Genomic DNA, 14,371 nt, shown 5'->3' on the forward strand with positions numbered 1-14,371 from the left:
TCTTATGAAAAAAATCCGTTCCTGTCATTTCTCTCTCAGAATTTCGAAGCCGCCCGATACAGGAAGGTTACAGCATCTGCCCTGCTGCAGGTGATCTCCGGTGAGAATGTAGATGCCGATGTACCGCTCGTGATTCCATTCTGTACAGCCCATCCTACCGCGTTATAATAATAGGCATCTGCCGATACGTCACTGAAGTTGCTGCTGTAGCTTCCGCTGCCGGACGCATAACAGCGATAGATCATCGTGATGATCTGCGCCCTGGTGCAGTTAGCCCCTGCGCCAAACGATCCATCTGAGAATCCCACAGCGATTCCATGCGCATCCGCCCAGTTCACCGCCTGATAGTAATAGGAGGATGGAGCAACATCCGTAAAGCCGGCACTCCCGCTGACCTCTCCATTTCCGAGCAGACGGTAGATCCACGTGACAATCTGCGCCCGTGTCGTTGTATTCGACGGACTGAACGTCGTACTGCTCGTCCCGCTGGTCACCCCATTCTGATAAGCCCAGTAAACCGGCTCATAATAATACCGGGATGTATTCTGAACGTCCGTGAACACGCCATTTTCCTGAGGATCCGCCGGCTGAAGATAGGTTTGAATCCATTGATAAAAAAGACTGTGCCTGGTATTATACACAGCGCCGCTTACCGAATAAGGATTTGTACTTGCCTTCTGATCATCCGCCAGCGCTGCCATGATATTGTCCAGACTGAAATTCGATGAATAATCATTCACCACCCTGTTAAAGATCCGATTCGCCGCTGCCTCCCCGCCCAGCATGCCGATTTCCGCATACATCATGCAGGCGGCTACATCATCTGTATAGGACGACTGACAGTCCTCAATATATATCTTCGCAAATTCCTTAAATGCCTCATCCTGGCATTTCTTTCCGGTATCTGTCGTGATCAGACGTACAATCACATCCTTCTGAGCAGCTGACGGCTCCCATTTCAGCTTCTCCCAGTCCTGACTGAGCATGGCCTGAATCGATCCGTCCGTATCAATGCTCTGGAACAGAGCCGGATCCGCATTGTAAATCCTGTTCAGAAGAGCACGTCCGTTATTCCCGTAAGCCGACCACCAGCCGATGGTAATTGTCTGCTCCGCTCCCCAGCTGTCTGCCAGAGAAAGGTAAGTTGCGTAATCCCGCTGTCCGTATACCAGTCCTCCGGACTCACACGCCCCGATCATATTGATGAAAATATTAAAATCCGCATCTGTAAAATTTCCGACAGATACATCCGCATACACCGGCACCGCGGAAGATACCGCTGTCGCTGCAGGCGCAGCGAACGAAATCACACCGGTTATGCACAGACACAGTAATTTCTTGACGAGTTTGTTCATATACCTTCTCCGTTTCATTATTTCATTTTGAATCTTAAATTTTTAAACGAAATTTTAAAGGTATTGTAACATATTCTTCTTATTTCTGCAACTTCAGCAGATTTTCACCCCGCACAGGCAGATTCATCAATTAATATCTCAGGCTGATTTCGTTAATAATTGTCTCAAACCGGTCAGATCACTTTTGATACGGCACCGCTCCCTCATACATGGCGGACTGCCAGATTATCGACACCGTTCTGCTCACGCAGGCCTTCAGGTCTTCCGGTGAAAGCGTCCCGTTGTCCAGTGCCTTCCCGATTTCCTCATAATCCGACGCAGCTCCCGGCATGATCATGTCATTGCCGGCACGCATACATCCGTCCGCGGTCGCTCCCTTCGGATCCTGGAGCTGCATCGTCGTCGTCCAGTCCGTCATGACAGCACCCCGGAAACCCCATTCATTCCGCAGAACATCTGTGATCAGGTCACGGCAGTTGGCTGCATGCACGCCGTTCACCAGATTATAGCTGGTCATAAGCGACATCGGCTGTGATTTTTTCACCGCGATCTCAAATCCCCGAAGATAAATCTCCCGCAGCGTTCTTTCCGAGAGGACCGAGTCCGATCTCATGCGGTTGTCTTCCTGGTTGTTGCACGCAAAATGCTTGATGGTCGTTCCGACGCCCGGATTCCTCTGCACCCCGTTCGTCATTGCCGCGGCAATTTCTCCGGTCAGCACCGGATCTTCTGAATAGTATTCAAAATTCCTTCCGCAAAGCGGATTTCTGTGAATGCACATGCCGGGAGCCAGCCAGAGCGTCACCCCGAACCTGAGCATCTCTTTTCCGATAATCTCACCCACCTCGGAAACCAGATCCGTATCCCAGGTCTGCGCCAGTACAGTCCCCGTCGGGATTGCCGTGCAGTACTGATAATATTTATCGTCCTTCATCTCCCCCGCTTCCGGCGCGAAGAATCCGCCCTCCAGACTGAATTCAAAGGGCATGGGAACGACCTTTCCGTCCCGGACAAAATAATAGCGCATCAAACGCAGTCCTGCAGGTCCGTCCGCAAGCACGATGCTCGCAAGATTCCGATCCTCTGCGGCACGGCTTGTCTGCGCCGCAGAGCCCGGAACCGTAAACCCAGCAGAACCGAGGCTGCTGCTCCCCTGCGCCTGACCGGGATCTCCCGCCGACAGACGAATCAGCTGCTCTCTTGTCAGCGTATCCGTAAAGGAGCGCGCCTCCGTTTCGACAAGCTCCGCGTTGCTGCGGTACGTAACGGTCTTTCTCCGGATTTCAGACGCATGCAGAAGAACAACAGGAAGCCTCTTCTCGGCCGCCTCATTCCTCCATCCCTGATACTGTCTCTTCATCAGCTCCGGATCTCTGTGAAATTCCTCCAGATCTGTCTTCAGCGGACAGATGTTTCTGACCTTCTCAAGCACAGCGGTCTCATCCAGCCGGACGGCTCCGACGAGCCGGGATCCTTCCAGGCTGTTTCCGACCCAGATTCCGTAATCGCCCTCCTCCATAATCCACGCAGCACATTTCTCGTCGTAGGATGCCAGCGTCTTCAGCGGAATTTCAACCATAACCTTCTGCTCTTCCCCCGGCTTCAGCTCATCGGTTTTAATAAAACCAGCCAGGCGTCGATACTCCTTCTCCAGTTTTCCATACGGAAGCGACGCATACACCTGAACGACCTCGCGACCCGCAGTTTCTCCCGTATTTCTGACCGTCGCCGTCACACTGATTTCCTGTGTGTCCCCGCCTTCCGCCTTACAGATCTCGCCGGCACGGATGGAAAAGGAGGTGTATGAAAGCCCGCAGCCAAACCCGTAGCGAACCGGAATCTCATAGCTGTCAAAATAACGATATCCGACATAGATGCCCTCGTTATACTCCTCTGTGTCGGTATTACCGTTGTTGTGGGAATAATTCTGTTCATTCGGGTAGTCCTCATAGCGAAACGCATAGCTGTCCGCCAGCTTTCCCGATGGATTGATTCTTCCGGAGACCAGATCCGCGAAGGCATTTCCTCCCTCCATTCCCGGCTGTGCCATCTGAATCAGCCCCCGGATGTTCGCAAACTCATCCAGGAATGACAGATCCACCTGTCCTCCCGCATTGAGCACCACAATCACATCCTTATAAATCCCGCAGATATCCCGCAGCATGTGATGCTCCTCATCCGTCAGATAATAGTCGCCCTTTTCACAGAAACGATCCGCTCCCTCTCCGCACACCCGGCTGAGGATATAGAATGCCGTATTCCTGTCTTCTGCAATATCCCTCGAAGGATCAATCGGCCGTCCCGCAGGCATGTGGAACGGATGCTCCGAATAATCGCTGAAGAAATCATATTCTCCCCCATTTGCCTTCTTCCTGCCGAGCAGATCATCTCTCCAGCGAAGCCTCGCCTCGGTATAGGTTTTTTCAAAATCACGGATCCATGCTTCATTTGTGATCACAAATCCGGCGTTTCTCATTCCTTCATAGATGCTGACGCTGGAACGCTCATTCACGTCACCGGAACCCGTTCCTCCCTTGATGGTATGGGATGCCCCGACACCGTACAGCGCGACACCGCTGCCCTTTCGAAGCGGCAGTATATGATTTTCATTTTTCAGAAGTACCATGCCTGCGGCGGCAGCTTTCCGCGCCGCCGCACGTCCGATGCGCTCCTCTGCGCTCTCTTCAGGTTTTCGTGTTCCGGAAAATCCGCGCTGTATCATTTTTCTCTCCATTTCGACGTCCTCCTGTCATTTTTTCAAAAAGAGAAGCCGGCATCCTGTTCCGGTGACCGGCTTCTCGTTCTAACGCTCATGCGTGCATATTCTCGACTGTAAAATCCATATACATCTTGATTCGCTCATCGATGTCAAAGGCAAGCTCCATAGCCTCGAGCGGTACGCCCGTGCTTTCCACAAAATCCTGGAAATTATCCTTCTGCTTGTATCGCTCCCATACAAGCTCCTTGGTTCTGTTCGAATGAGATTCCCTGTGGAGCTCCCTGGCAGTCTCCGCATCCTCCGTGCTTCCTTCCACCGCTTCTACGACATTGTCCGCGTAGCGGTTCCGCACTGCCTCTCTCAGCCATCCGAAATAATTCCGGATCGTCATTCCTCCGGTCTTCGCGTAGTCGATCTCTCTCTTGATCTCGTCCGTATCTCCATTCGCATCCTGAAGCAGACGATCGTAGTACTCCATCGTAAATCCGCTTGTAGCGCGGATTCCACTCTTCTTCAGATATGTCAGAATATCCGAATATTCCCGCAGTTTCTTCGCTCCGCTCTTCTTGTCCTCCGCGGCGACCTTTTCGAACGGATCCGGTTCAGCGACCTTCACGTACTCCGGACTCAGCTGCTCGATCTTCACCTTATTCTTGTGAATCGTCTCGAGATTTGCCTCCGGAATATTCCAGGAAATCATAAACATGATGTCGGTCGCCCGGCCTCTGTTTCCTCTCTCCACGGTGTACTCGAACGTAATGTCTGCCTTCTCGTCCATCTCGATCTTTGCTTCGTCAAGCACCTTTGTACGGAAATCCGTAAACCGCTCATACTGCTTGTCCTCCTTCTTTGCCAGACGGACCAGCTCCGACCACGTCGCGCCATCGGAAACCGCTCTCTGAAGATAGGAGGCATCCAGATTCACGAGTCCGAGCGTACAACGAAGTTCATCCACACTGTAAACCTTCGTGACAAACTTTGATTTCGTCGTATCAATCTTGTATGCTTCCTTCTTCAGAAGCTCATAGAGACGGAAGGAACTGTTCTTCTCGAAGGAGACAAGCGTCGCAAGTTCCATGGAAGTATAACTCTTCTGAAGACTCGTGATATGCGGTGTCATTTCCCGGTTATAGATGATCTCCAGCTTCTGGTCTTTATAGGACACGTTGGTAATCATCGTAAAGGTATGGAAATTTCCGAGACCGTCTTCAATCGTGATGATATTCCCGGCCAGCTGCTTGCTGACGCTCTTCAGCTTCTTATAAATATTGGTATCTGTCTCATTACCAAGGATACGTTTGATCTCACTCGGATAAAGCGTTGCCATTACCTGCTTCGATCCCGGCTCCTGCTGCAGCTTTGTGAGAGAAACAGCGATGATCTTGTTCCCGAGAATCGAGGTTTTATATTTCGCATTGATCAGCGAATTACTCTTCCGGACGACAACGCCCTCGATCAGGTCGTTCCGTACACTGGTACTTGTCATTTCAATATCCCCTTTGTTTTGTCAGAAAGCGACAAAAATACTTTAACAGGATAATAACCTATTCTTTCCCATTTGTCTCTCAGATAACGAAAAAGTTACTGATTAACTTTTCATTAAATTTCAGTATTTTATTCGTCATCTCGCTCTCATATGGCGAAAAAAGTACTTGCCCCATTTACATAAGTCGTTTTTTCGTCTTCTGACCGCCTCTCGTTTACAGTATTTTTTTCGTCTTCTGTTTCCTTCCTAAGGGCTGTTTTCCCTGGAAAAACAGCCCTTAGGAAGGAAACAGCGGCTGATTTCAGTATATTATTCGTCATCAGGAAACCTTCGCGATCTATGATGATTCAGTACAAATGTCGTCATCTGAATAATTGTCCTTCCTGTTGATCTGCCTTTGCTGCTTGATTTCAGTACTTTATTCGTCATCAGTCAGTAATTTTTTCGTTTTCTTTCACCCGGTCTGCCTTCTGAATCCGGTCTGAAAAGTATTTTTTTCGCTTTCTGAGCGGAGTATTTTTTTCGTTGTCTGACATCATCACTCCTGATCATAACGACTCAGATACTTATCGGGACCGTCCGGTATTTTTTTCGTCATCTGTACCGGCATCGCTTTCTGAAGTATTCTTTTCGTCATCTGACTTAGCGGCTGAATCCGGCCGTCTGTATCTGCATTCCCCCAATCGTTGCCTCCACTCTCCGTTTTTTCGCCTTCTGACTTATCCGGAATGTTATCTGTCAGTTAATTTGATGTTCGACAGCAGTAGCTTTTTCGTTTTCTGAACCCGGAGAATCCTTTATTTGCAGGGATTTCCGGCTCTCTAAAATAAAAGAAATATAAATGTTGTTATTATATATAATATAAAGCGGCCGGATCGCTTATCTCACTTCAGCCAGATAGCGAAAAATATACTTACAACAACTGAATAGAAAACAAAAGGGAAACTTGGATGCTGTATTTTTCTATGTTCCGCAATCTGTTTTCCAGTTAGATCTGATGATCGACGAGAAAAATCAGCAGCAAAATGATAACCTTTAACAAGACATCTGACAGGATTATGCAAGAACAATGATTTTTGATGAATAAAAAGGCAGAACTTCCGGATAACCGGTTATAAAAGCCCACTTCAGCAGAGAATCATCGCAGGAATTGGTTCGGATAAATTTCAGATAACGAAAAAAGTACCTGATGAATCAGGTACTTTTTTCGTTATCTGCTGTTTGTGGATCAGGTGTCAGATCTGGAATAGGAATTCTTCATCTGATTGCTCAGTTCATAGAGAACCTTATCAAGCGTATCCGCAGCTGCTTCCTTTAATGCATCTGCCATTTCCTGGTTTGCCTGCTCGGCAAGCGCATGAATACGATCATTTCTTTCGGATCTGTCTGAGGAGGAAGCTGCAGCGGGGATTGCAGCCACTGGATCACCGAGTGCGTCCATCATCTTAGCGTCGTATTTACGGATAAGCTCATGGCCTTTTGCTCCAACCGCAAGCTGATATCGCTCAATGTGGAAGAGGCTCTTTCCATAGGAGGCATCTGTCATCGCGGCGATCATACGGCTTGTCCAGTAGAAGTTATCTGTGGAAGCGTGCTTTCCGGTGTTGGAAAGATACGCCGGGGTTCTGGTGACATTGGCGTACATCGGAGCCCATGTATTGAACGCATTCGAAGCGAATGCGAGCCATTCGATGGTCCGGAACTCCTCCGGCTGGTACGGACGGATCTGAATCAGAGCGAGGAAATCGTTGCGGTTAATACCGATAGAGCGGTATGCTCCTCTTCTGCTGCTGTCTCCATATGAGGCGTAGGGATCGTACGGAGTGCCCTGATAATGAGAGGAAAGGAGATATTTCACGTCCTCGGGCGTGACCTTCCGCTCCGGAGTCAGGCTCCATGGAATATCATCCGAATCCGGTCGATAGTCCGCGTGAGGGCCGTCCCAGGAAGCAAAATGGGGGTTCAGGTAACGGGCCATATACCATCCGCGCGGTGTATTGTATACATGATCTGCATCATCGTGACTTCCGAATGCATCTCTGGGATTGAAGGTCCAGTGCTTTGCCGCGTGAGTTCCGGAATCGGAAGCGGTGTCTGACTGTGACGGAGAATCTCCGGATGATCTGCTGAATCCGACTTCGAAATCCTGTGCCTCGTCCTTTACGGTGAGATCCAGATGATTCCAGGTAATAAATTCACGAAGATCTGCGGAGCACATATAATTCTTCTGCTCGCCAAAGGCGTCGTCCATGTCGAACTCATCGATTCCCAGCTGATTCGGCATGATGACGTACCGGTCGTCCGGTACTCTTCGGGCAATCCAGTGATGACCGCCGATGCTTTCGAGCCACCAGATTTCGTCCTTGTCCTGAAAAGCCATTCCATTGGATTCATAGGTACCGTACTTCTCGAGAAGACTTCCCATACGGGTTACTCCCTCGCGTGCGGTGTGGATATAGGGAAGGGTGAGAACCACGAGGTCCTCCTCGCCGATTCCTCCTGGAACTTCCGGCCTTCCGTCCGTTGCCGGAACAAATTCGACAAGCGGATCTGCGCCGAGTACGCGTTCGTTGGTTGTGATGGTCTCCGTGGCGGTCATGGCCACATTGGCTTCATTCACCCCGCTGGCAGCCCAGATTCCTTCGCCTTCCAGTGCATTCGGCACCGCGGTGTAGCGCATCGGATTGTCGGGAAGGTCGATTTCTACATGAGAAAGAACCGAGCGATATTTGCGCGGCTGTTCCTCGGGATGGACGACCGTGAATTTCTTCGGGGTGTATTTCCCGGAGGGAGAGTCATCATTTCGTGCAATAAAGGTAGAACCGTCATAGGTGGCCTTCCGGCCGACCAGTATAGTAGTACAGGGCATCTTATTATTCCTTTCTGTCTGCTTCAGGGATCATTATTTCTTCTTCTTCGCGTTTTTGCGCGCCAGAGCTGCAAGCTGCTGCTTCATCTTCTTCTCTGCTGCCTTCTTGCTGTCTTTGTTCTTTCCACCAAGCTTACTCATTGTATAACCTTCTTTCTTATCTATGATCTGATGTGTATTTTATCACAATTCGATGCTGTGCGTCGGCAAAAAAGAAAGCCGCACCCCTGTAAGGGATCCGGCTGCCTTCGGGATCTTCTGTGAAAAATCCGGGACGTTGATATGTCCGATCAAAGTTCTACAAAGTTATCGGCATCTCCGTCCGCAACGTAGTAAGCGCGGTTTTCCTCGGGCTTTACATAGATGGTGAGATCCTTCGCCTTGGGAGCGGCTGCCTTTACTCTGTCGATGATATCCTTCTCGGTATACTGTCTGCCGCCGTACTGAAGAATTACATCTGCCTTAACTGTGCTTTTTCTAACTGCCATTTCCATTTACCTCTTTCACTTATTTCGGTTTACAGTTGATGCCATATCATATGCAGAATATCTTAAATGATATGGTATATATAACTTTAGTAGACCATTACATTGGAAAGTGTAACACAAATATGTTCGTAATGTATACATTATTTTCCCGAATTTTGCAGGATACTATGTGCACACTGAACAAATGTCAGAGAGCTTGTGGAATGAATGGATGAAAACAGGCGGTTCAGTTGAGAGAGGATTCCTCGTCTTCCTCTTCAATATAATCTATATACTCGGATTCACACGCAAAAAGCATATACCCACCGTCAACATATCCCATAAAGCCATCGCTGATTGAATAACCTTTCATAAAAATCCTCCTTATCGTAAATGTCATCATTTGAAAAGAATTATGAATGAAGAGATGAAAAGACAGATCTTGATGTCTCTTCGTGATTAAGGATGATTTTATTATGACAGATAGCAAATGCAAAAATACGCACAATGGGCAGCAAAATATACAATTATGTAAATGCGAATTCGAACGTATCATTCAACCCGGCCGTTTCCGAAGACCGGGTTCCGGAAAAAATATTCTTATCATTTTGGATAAGATAATGGTTACAGTGAGATGTCCTTAGAAGGCCGAAGGAATCAATGGATGCAGAGGAATTTGTCAGCGTTCATGCAGGGCCGGCTGCTGTCAGACGTCCGGAATCCGGATTTTTGAGATGCCGAACGGTCCTTCTGCCTGAATGGTGAGTGTTTTTACACCGAGAATAACTTCTTCCGATCCGGGAACAATCTCCTGTTTCTCGGCGTTTTCAAGCACAGTGGAGAGAAATTCTCTGGGAAGAGCTTTCGTCGTATGACTTCCGAGGTATGTATCAAAGGGGAGGTGAAGAGCCTTTTTCAGGGATTCCTGCAGAGCCTCCATGGAGTCATGATTATCCCAGAACATAAAGCAGTCGTCACTGAAAGAATCGCCCGAGAGGAGCAGCCGGTCCTCTTCCACGAGCAGCCCGATCTCACCTCTGGTATGTCCGGGAAAATGGTGAACAGAGACATGGACGCCGCCCAGATCAAAGCGTTCGTTGCCCTGCAGAGGATGGATGACGGTGCGTGGCGCGGCGATATAGGCGTCCTTCCGCTCCCTGGGTACGCCGTAGGACGCTGTATACTGGTAAAAGGTTGAGATCCTCTGTATCCTGCTGCAGGCTCTTTCATAGGCTGGCTGGTCCGCCGGATGCATCCAGGCTTCGTCAAATTGCCAGTTTCCCTGCACGTGATCTGCATGGCCATGGGTATTGATAACGATGTAAGGGGTATTTATATGAGCTTCGATAAAACCACGGTTGTCCCCAATCCCGTAGGCAGTATCTGAGATGATCGCGAGCTTGTCTCCGTGTATGATGCTGAAAAACGTGCCGTCTGTTTCCTGAATATGAAGAACATGTCTGCCTGCCTGATAGATTTCGTGCATATCTCGTACTCCTTGTCTGCTTCAATACAGTTAACTTTAAACTCCCAACATGAAAAGTGGGCGTATTTCTTGAAAACTCAACCGTTTAACCGGGAGAATGACTCATTTTCTGACCCTATTATACCAAAGACAAAGGACTTATGCCTTTTTTATCGGCTAAACGATTGAGTTTTCAACTGAACTTTCCACGGTGGGAAGTTTATGTTTATAGTTCTCCATATCATCAACGGGTCTGCCGGTCAGGTTCCGCTCTGTCAACAAACTGTGCGCATTACCGTTTGTGTCTCCGCTTATAATCTTCACGGATTGGTGCAAGCAGCCCTTCCTTATCAAGGGCACATTCCATATCTGCTGCGGAAGGGGCGCTCCTGGCATAGCTGACCGCCTTTGACATGACTTCATAATTGAGTCTCGTACCGACCCCATCGTGTTCATACCGGACAGCACGGTTTGCCTTGATTCCAAATCTGCCGGCAACCTGGACAGCGTCGATATTTGCCCCCAGGAACAGGAACTCCAAAAGGCAGGGATCCGGTATCTGCACGGACCAGGCTCCGTGACTTTTTTCGGCGCGGTATTCTATAACCGGAGCTGAAAGAAATATTCTACCCATAAGGTTATAGGCAGGTGAATCTTAATCCTCATTGGATAAAACCGAAAATCATCCTATAATAATTAAAAAAGCCTTTTTCAACATACTTTCTCCTGTAAACAGGAGTACATTTATCTGCTGTTTAGTAGATATAGGTACATTCTTTCTTCGGGAGAATCCAGCTTAAACGGTAATAAAAAACAAGATAGGGAAACATAACATGGATGACTTATGGAAAACAATTACAGCTCTTAGACATAAACTGCATAAATATCCGGAATTATCGGGGCAGGAGTTTCAAACGAAAGAATGTCTGAAAAGCTTTATCTGTATGAACACACATCTGAAAATCAGGGATAAAGGAACCTGGTTCTATGCCCTGTATGAACCAAAATTAAATAACGGAGCATCACCAATCGCCTTCCGCGCGGATATGGATGCCCTTCCCATACCAGAAACTATTTCCCTGCCCTATGGATCGGCCAAACCCAATATCGCACATAAATGCGGGCACGACGGCCATTGTGCTGTATTGGCAGCTGTGGCCGTACTTCTGGAACAGGATGCGGCTGTCCGCTGTCCTGTGTATCTGATTTTCCAGTCTGCGGAAGAAACCGGCCAAGGAGGAAAAATCTGTGCTGATTTCGTAAGCGAGACAGGTATCAGTGAAGTATATGCTTTTCATAACCTGAGCGGTTATCCGGAAAATGCCGTGATGGTTCGTGACCGTCTGACGCAATGTGCCTCCAAAGGTCTGCTGGTGCAGTTTACCGGTGAAAGTGCTCATGCCGGAACTCCCGAAAATGGTCGCAACCCGGCTTCTGCACTTGGTTCTATGGCTCTCTATGCGGAAAAAATCAATAAAGAATCCTCTTCGTGCCTCTGCACAGTCGTCAGCATACAGGAAGGCAGCCGGGATTTTGGCATTTCTCCGGGACAAGGTGAAATCGCTTTTACACTGAGAGCAGAAGCAGATGATGTCCTGGATAATATGGATCTCACTTTGCGCACACAGGCAGAAAAACTGGCAGATCAATATGGGCTGACAGTCTCTTTTGAAGAATTTGATCCCTTCCCCGCCACGATCAATCATCCCCGCTGCGCAGAGAAGGTCCGCAGGGCAGCGGTGAAAGCCGGCTACTCCTGCGTAAACATGAAGCAGCCATGGAGACCCTCGGAAGATTTCGGATGGTACACGAAAATCCGCCCCGGCGCTATGTTCTACGTCGGAAACGGCACCAACTGGCCTATGCCGCACCAGCCTGCGTATGATTTTAACGATCACATTCTGCCGACAGCTGCAGCTGTTTTTCTGAAACTGGCTGAAAGCAAAACGTGAAAATAGTAATGGATGAGTGCTGTTTTCCGCGGCACTTTCTTTGTATAAGAAACCATACTATTTGATCTCCTTTTTCTGTTTTTTCTCACGTACTTCTAATTAAAATATCGGGCAAAGATGTCCTAATAATCTGCCAGCCTTTGTCACAAAACGCGTGCCTGATACGTTATAGTTGTCAGAACGTTCTAATTCCGAGCGAAGAGAGGTGAAGAAATGACAGCTAGCAAGGATGACTTTGATGATATCATTTCTCTGTTCCGGCTGTATGAGCAGAAGATGTATCATATCGCCTATGCGATCCTGCACAACAGTTTTCAGGCGGAGGACGCCGTGATGGATGCGTTTGTCAGACTGCTGGAACATAATTACAGAATCGAAGATCCGGAATCTGATACATCGAAGAGGCTTGTGATTTCCGTGACACGAAGCGCTGCGATTGATATTTATCGAAAAAACCAGAGGGCGGGTTCCAAAATGCTGCTCACAGAAGATCCGGCATTGCTGCATGCAGAGGCGCACCCGGAACCCCAGACTCATTCTGAGAGTAACACAGAAAGTATCATTCAGGGTCTGCCGTCCATATATTATGACGTGATGTATGAGCGGTATGTGAATGAGAAAAGCGTATCGGAAACTGCGGTGATTCTGAGCATCAGTGAAGCTGCTGTAAGAAAAAGACAAGAGCGGGCTCTGCGGATACTGAGAGAAGAAAGAGAAGGGAGAAGACGCGTATGAAAAACAATCTGACATCTTATACAGAAGAATCCTTTCCGGACTGGACGGTAGAGGAATTCGACTCTATTCAGGAAAATCACCATTTTTCCAGACGTTATAAATCTGCCAGAAACAGGGCAATCCGAAATTACCGGAGAAAAAGAACCCGGAAATGGTCTTTCCGGACTGCCGCAGCCGTGATTGCTGTATGTATGGCATGTCCGGTCGGAGTGTACGCTTCTGTCAAGCATGCGGATTTCTTCCGGAATGCTTTTGGCGACGCCGGAAGAAAAAGCGTGGTATCTCACACAGAACTGGCGGACAATGGAAAAGGCGGAAAAACTGAGATCACCTATCCGGAAAGAAATTATGTCCCGGTTGATCCGGATAAAGCAGACAGTCTGATCGGCGAACAGACCAGTACCGAACCGGTAACCGTTGATATCAATGACCACAGGCTGACGATCCTGTCTGCTGTCCGTGACAGAAATGCCATGACGATGGAATTCACACTGGAATGCAGTACAGGCGTCACCGTGTATGATTTTGACAGCCTCTCAAATGAGGCAAAGGGCGCCCGGAGTGCAGACAACGCCACCATCCGGCTGCTGTTCGATAATGCGTCGGACTTTATTTATATTGATCATGAGAAATCCACCGACACCCTTCTGCATTGCTATGCATACTGCGTGTTTATAAATCCTGTAGAGGATGGCGAGGAACCGAAGCTGGATATCTATTATGCGGATACCCCTCTCTTGTCACTGCCGGAAAATGAAAAGCCTCAGGAAAAACAAGTATCCATTCCTGCCACAAAAGCGCTTGCGGTAACTGCGTATTCCTCTGAAGAAGGCGGGCATCTGGAACTGTCGTCGATCAGCTGCAGCATTGATCTCGGAAAAGGTCTCGGACTTTCACAGGAAGAGGCATACGATCCCGGAAATTTAGGGAAAGTATCAATCCATTATACAGACGGATCGGTTTATGAAGTATATGACAAAGACACCAATATCGACAATACTTCTTACATGTTAGGAGGCGTTGGAGAAAACTACTCTGTCATAACGATGAACCTGAACAGACTGGTGGACGTGAACCAGGTAGATTACATCACGGTAAATGATGTGAAGTACACTGTTGCACATTGAACCTGAAAAGTGCCCGATACTGGAACAGCAAAATAAAATGAACAAGCCCGAAGACCGGGGGGGGGGGGGGGGTTTTGGCCCCCCCCCCCGGGGGGGGGGGGGGGGGGTTTTTTTTTTTTTTTTTTTTAAAATTTTTATTTTTTTTTATTGGTTTTTTTTTTTTTATTATTTTTTTTTTTTTTTTTTTTTTTTTTTT

At 48.2% G+C, this 14,371-nt stretch carries 13 protein-coding genes; 3 read left to right on the forward strand and 10 right to left on the reverse strand.

What is annotated here, in order from left to right; all coding sequences use genetic code 11:
- Window positions 1-35: 35 nt before the first annotated feature.
- The 9 genes from ACTNDI_RS10455 to ACTNDI_RS10495 all read right to left on the reverse strand — a co-directional run bounded on the left by ACTNDI_RS10455 (window position 36) and on the right by ACTNDI_RS10495 (window position 10,926).
- The gene (locus ACTNDI_RS10455; RefSeq protein WP_441100930.1) at window positions 36-1,355 is read right to left on the reverse strand and encodes an S-layer homology domain-containing protein; all 1,320 of its coding nucleotides are present in this window, start codon (window positions 1,353-1,355) and stop codon (window positions 36-38) included.
- Between the two features lie 178 nt (window positions 1,356-1,533).
- Window positions 1,534-4,089, reverse strand: a complete 2,556-nt coding sequence (locus ACTNDI_RS10460) for a glycoside hydrolase family 3 protein (protein WP_441100931.1) — start codon at window positions 4,087-4,089, stop codon at window positions 1,534-1,536.
- Between the two features lie 76 nt (window positions 4,090-4,165).
- Window positions 4,166-5,560 (reverse strand): replication initiation protein, encoded by a 1,395-nt coding sequence (locus tag ACTNDI_RS10465; protein WP_441100932.1) that lies wholly within the window; start codon window positions 5,558-5,560, stop codon window positions 4,166-4,168.
- A 146-nt stretch (window positions 5,561-5,706) separates the two neighbouring features.
- Window positions 5,707-5,880, reverse strand: a complete 174-nt coding sequence (locus ACTNDI_RS10470; RefSeq protein ID WP_441100933.1) for a hypothetical protein — start codon at window positions 5,878-5,880, stop codon at window positions 5,707-5,709.
- A gap of 908 nt (window positions 5,881-6,788) precedes the next feature.
- A complete protein-coding gene (locus ACTNDI_RS10475; protein WP_441100934.1) occupies window positions 6,789-8,429 on the reverse strand; it encodes a C69 family dipeptidase in 1,641 nt (546 codons plus the stop codon).
- 290 nt (window positions 8,430-8,719) lie between these two features.
- The gene (locus ACTNDI_RS10480) at window positions 8,720-8,917 is read right to left on the reverse strand and encodes a DUF6465 family protein (RefSeq protein ID WP_441100935.1); all 198 of its coding nucleotides are present in this window, start codon (window positions 8,915-8,917) and stop codon (window positions 8,720-8,722) included.
- Window positions 8,918-9,143: 226 nt separating this feature from the next.
- Window positions 9,144-9,269, reverse strand: a complete 126-nt coding sequence (locus ACTNDI_RS10485) for a hypothetical protein (protein ID WP_441100936.1) — start codon at window positions 9,267-9,269, stop codon at window positions 9,144-9,146.
- A gap of 333 nt (window positions 9,270-9,602) precedes the next feature.
- On the reverse strand, window positions 9,603-10,382 hold the full coding sequence (locus ACTNDI_RS10490) for an MBL fold metallo-hydrolase (RefSeq protein WP_441100937.1): 780 nt from the start codon (window positions 10,380-10,382) through the stop codon (window positions 9,603-9,605).
- A 271-nt stretch (window positions 10,383-10,653) separates the two neighbouring features.
- Window positions 10,654-10,926, reverse strand: coding sequence for a hypothetical protein (locus ACTNDI_RS10495; protein ID WP_441100938.1), 273 nt, complete (start codon window positions 10,924-10,926; stop codon window positions 10,654-10,656).
- Window positions 10,927-11,194: 268 nt separating this feature from the next.
- On the opposite strand from ACTNDI_RS10495, the gene ACTNDI_RS10500 reads away from it, so the two are divergent.
- The 3 genes from ACTNDI_RS10500 (at window position 11,195) to ACTNDI_RS10510 (ending at window position 14,175) form a co-directional block, all read left to right on the forward strand.
- Complete coding sequence (locus tag ACTNDI_RS10500) at window positions 11,195-12,313, forward strand: M20 metallopeptidase family protein (protein WP_441100939.1); 1,119 nt, start codon at window positions 11,195-11,197, stop codon at window positions 12,311-12,313.
- A 213-nt stretch (window positions 12,314-12,526) separates the two neighbouring features.
- Window positions 12,527-13,048, forward strand: coding sequence for an RNA polymerase sigma factor (locus ACTNDI_RS10505; protein ID WP_441100940.1), 522 nt, complete (start codon window positions 12,527-12,529; stop codon window positions 13,046-13,048).
- Window positions 13,045-14,175 carry a hypothetical protein gene (locus ACTNDI_RS10510; protein WP_441100941.1) on the forward strand — a complete coding sequence of 377 codons (1,131 nt, stop codon included), beginning with the start codon at window positions 13,045-13,047 and terminating at the stop codon, window positions 14,173-14,175. Before ACTNDI_RS10505 ends, ACTNDI_RS10510 begins: the two co-directional genes overlap by 4 nt.
- Here ACTNDI_RS10510 and ACTNDI_RS10515 read toward each other — a convergent pair.
- The coding region (locus ACTNDI_RS10515; RefSeq protein WP_441100942.1) for a hypothetical protein at window positions 14,138-14,371 on the reverse strand (234 nt) is incomplete at its 5' end. The two genes, ACTNDI_RS10510 and ACTNDI_RS10515, sit on opposite strands and share 38 nt — an antisense overlap.

The organism is Bilifractor sp. HCP3S3_D3 (assembly GCF_052063915.1).
Taxonomy (GTDB): Bacteria; Bacillota; Clostridia; order Lachnospirales; family Lachnospiraceae; genus Bilifractor.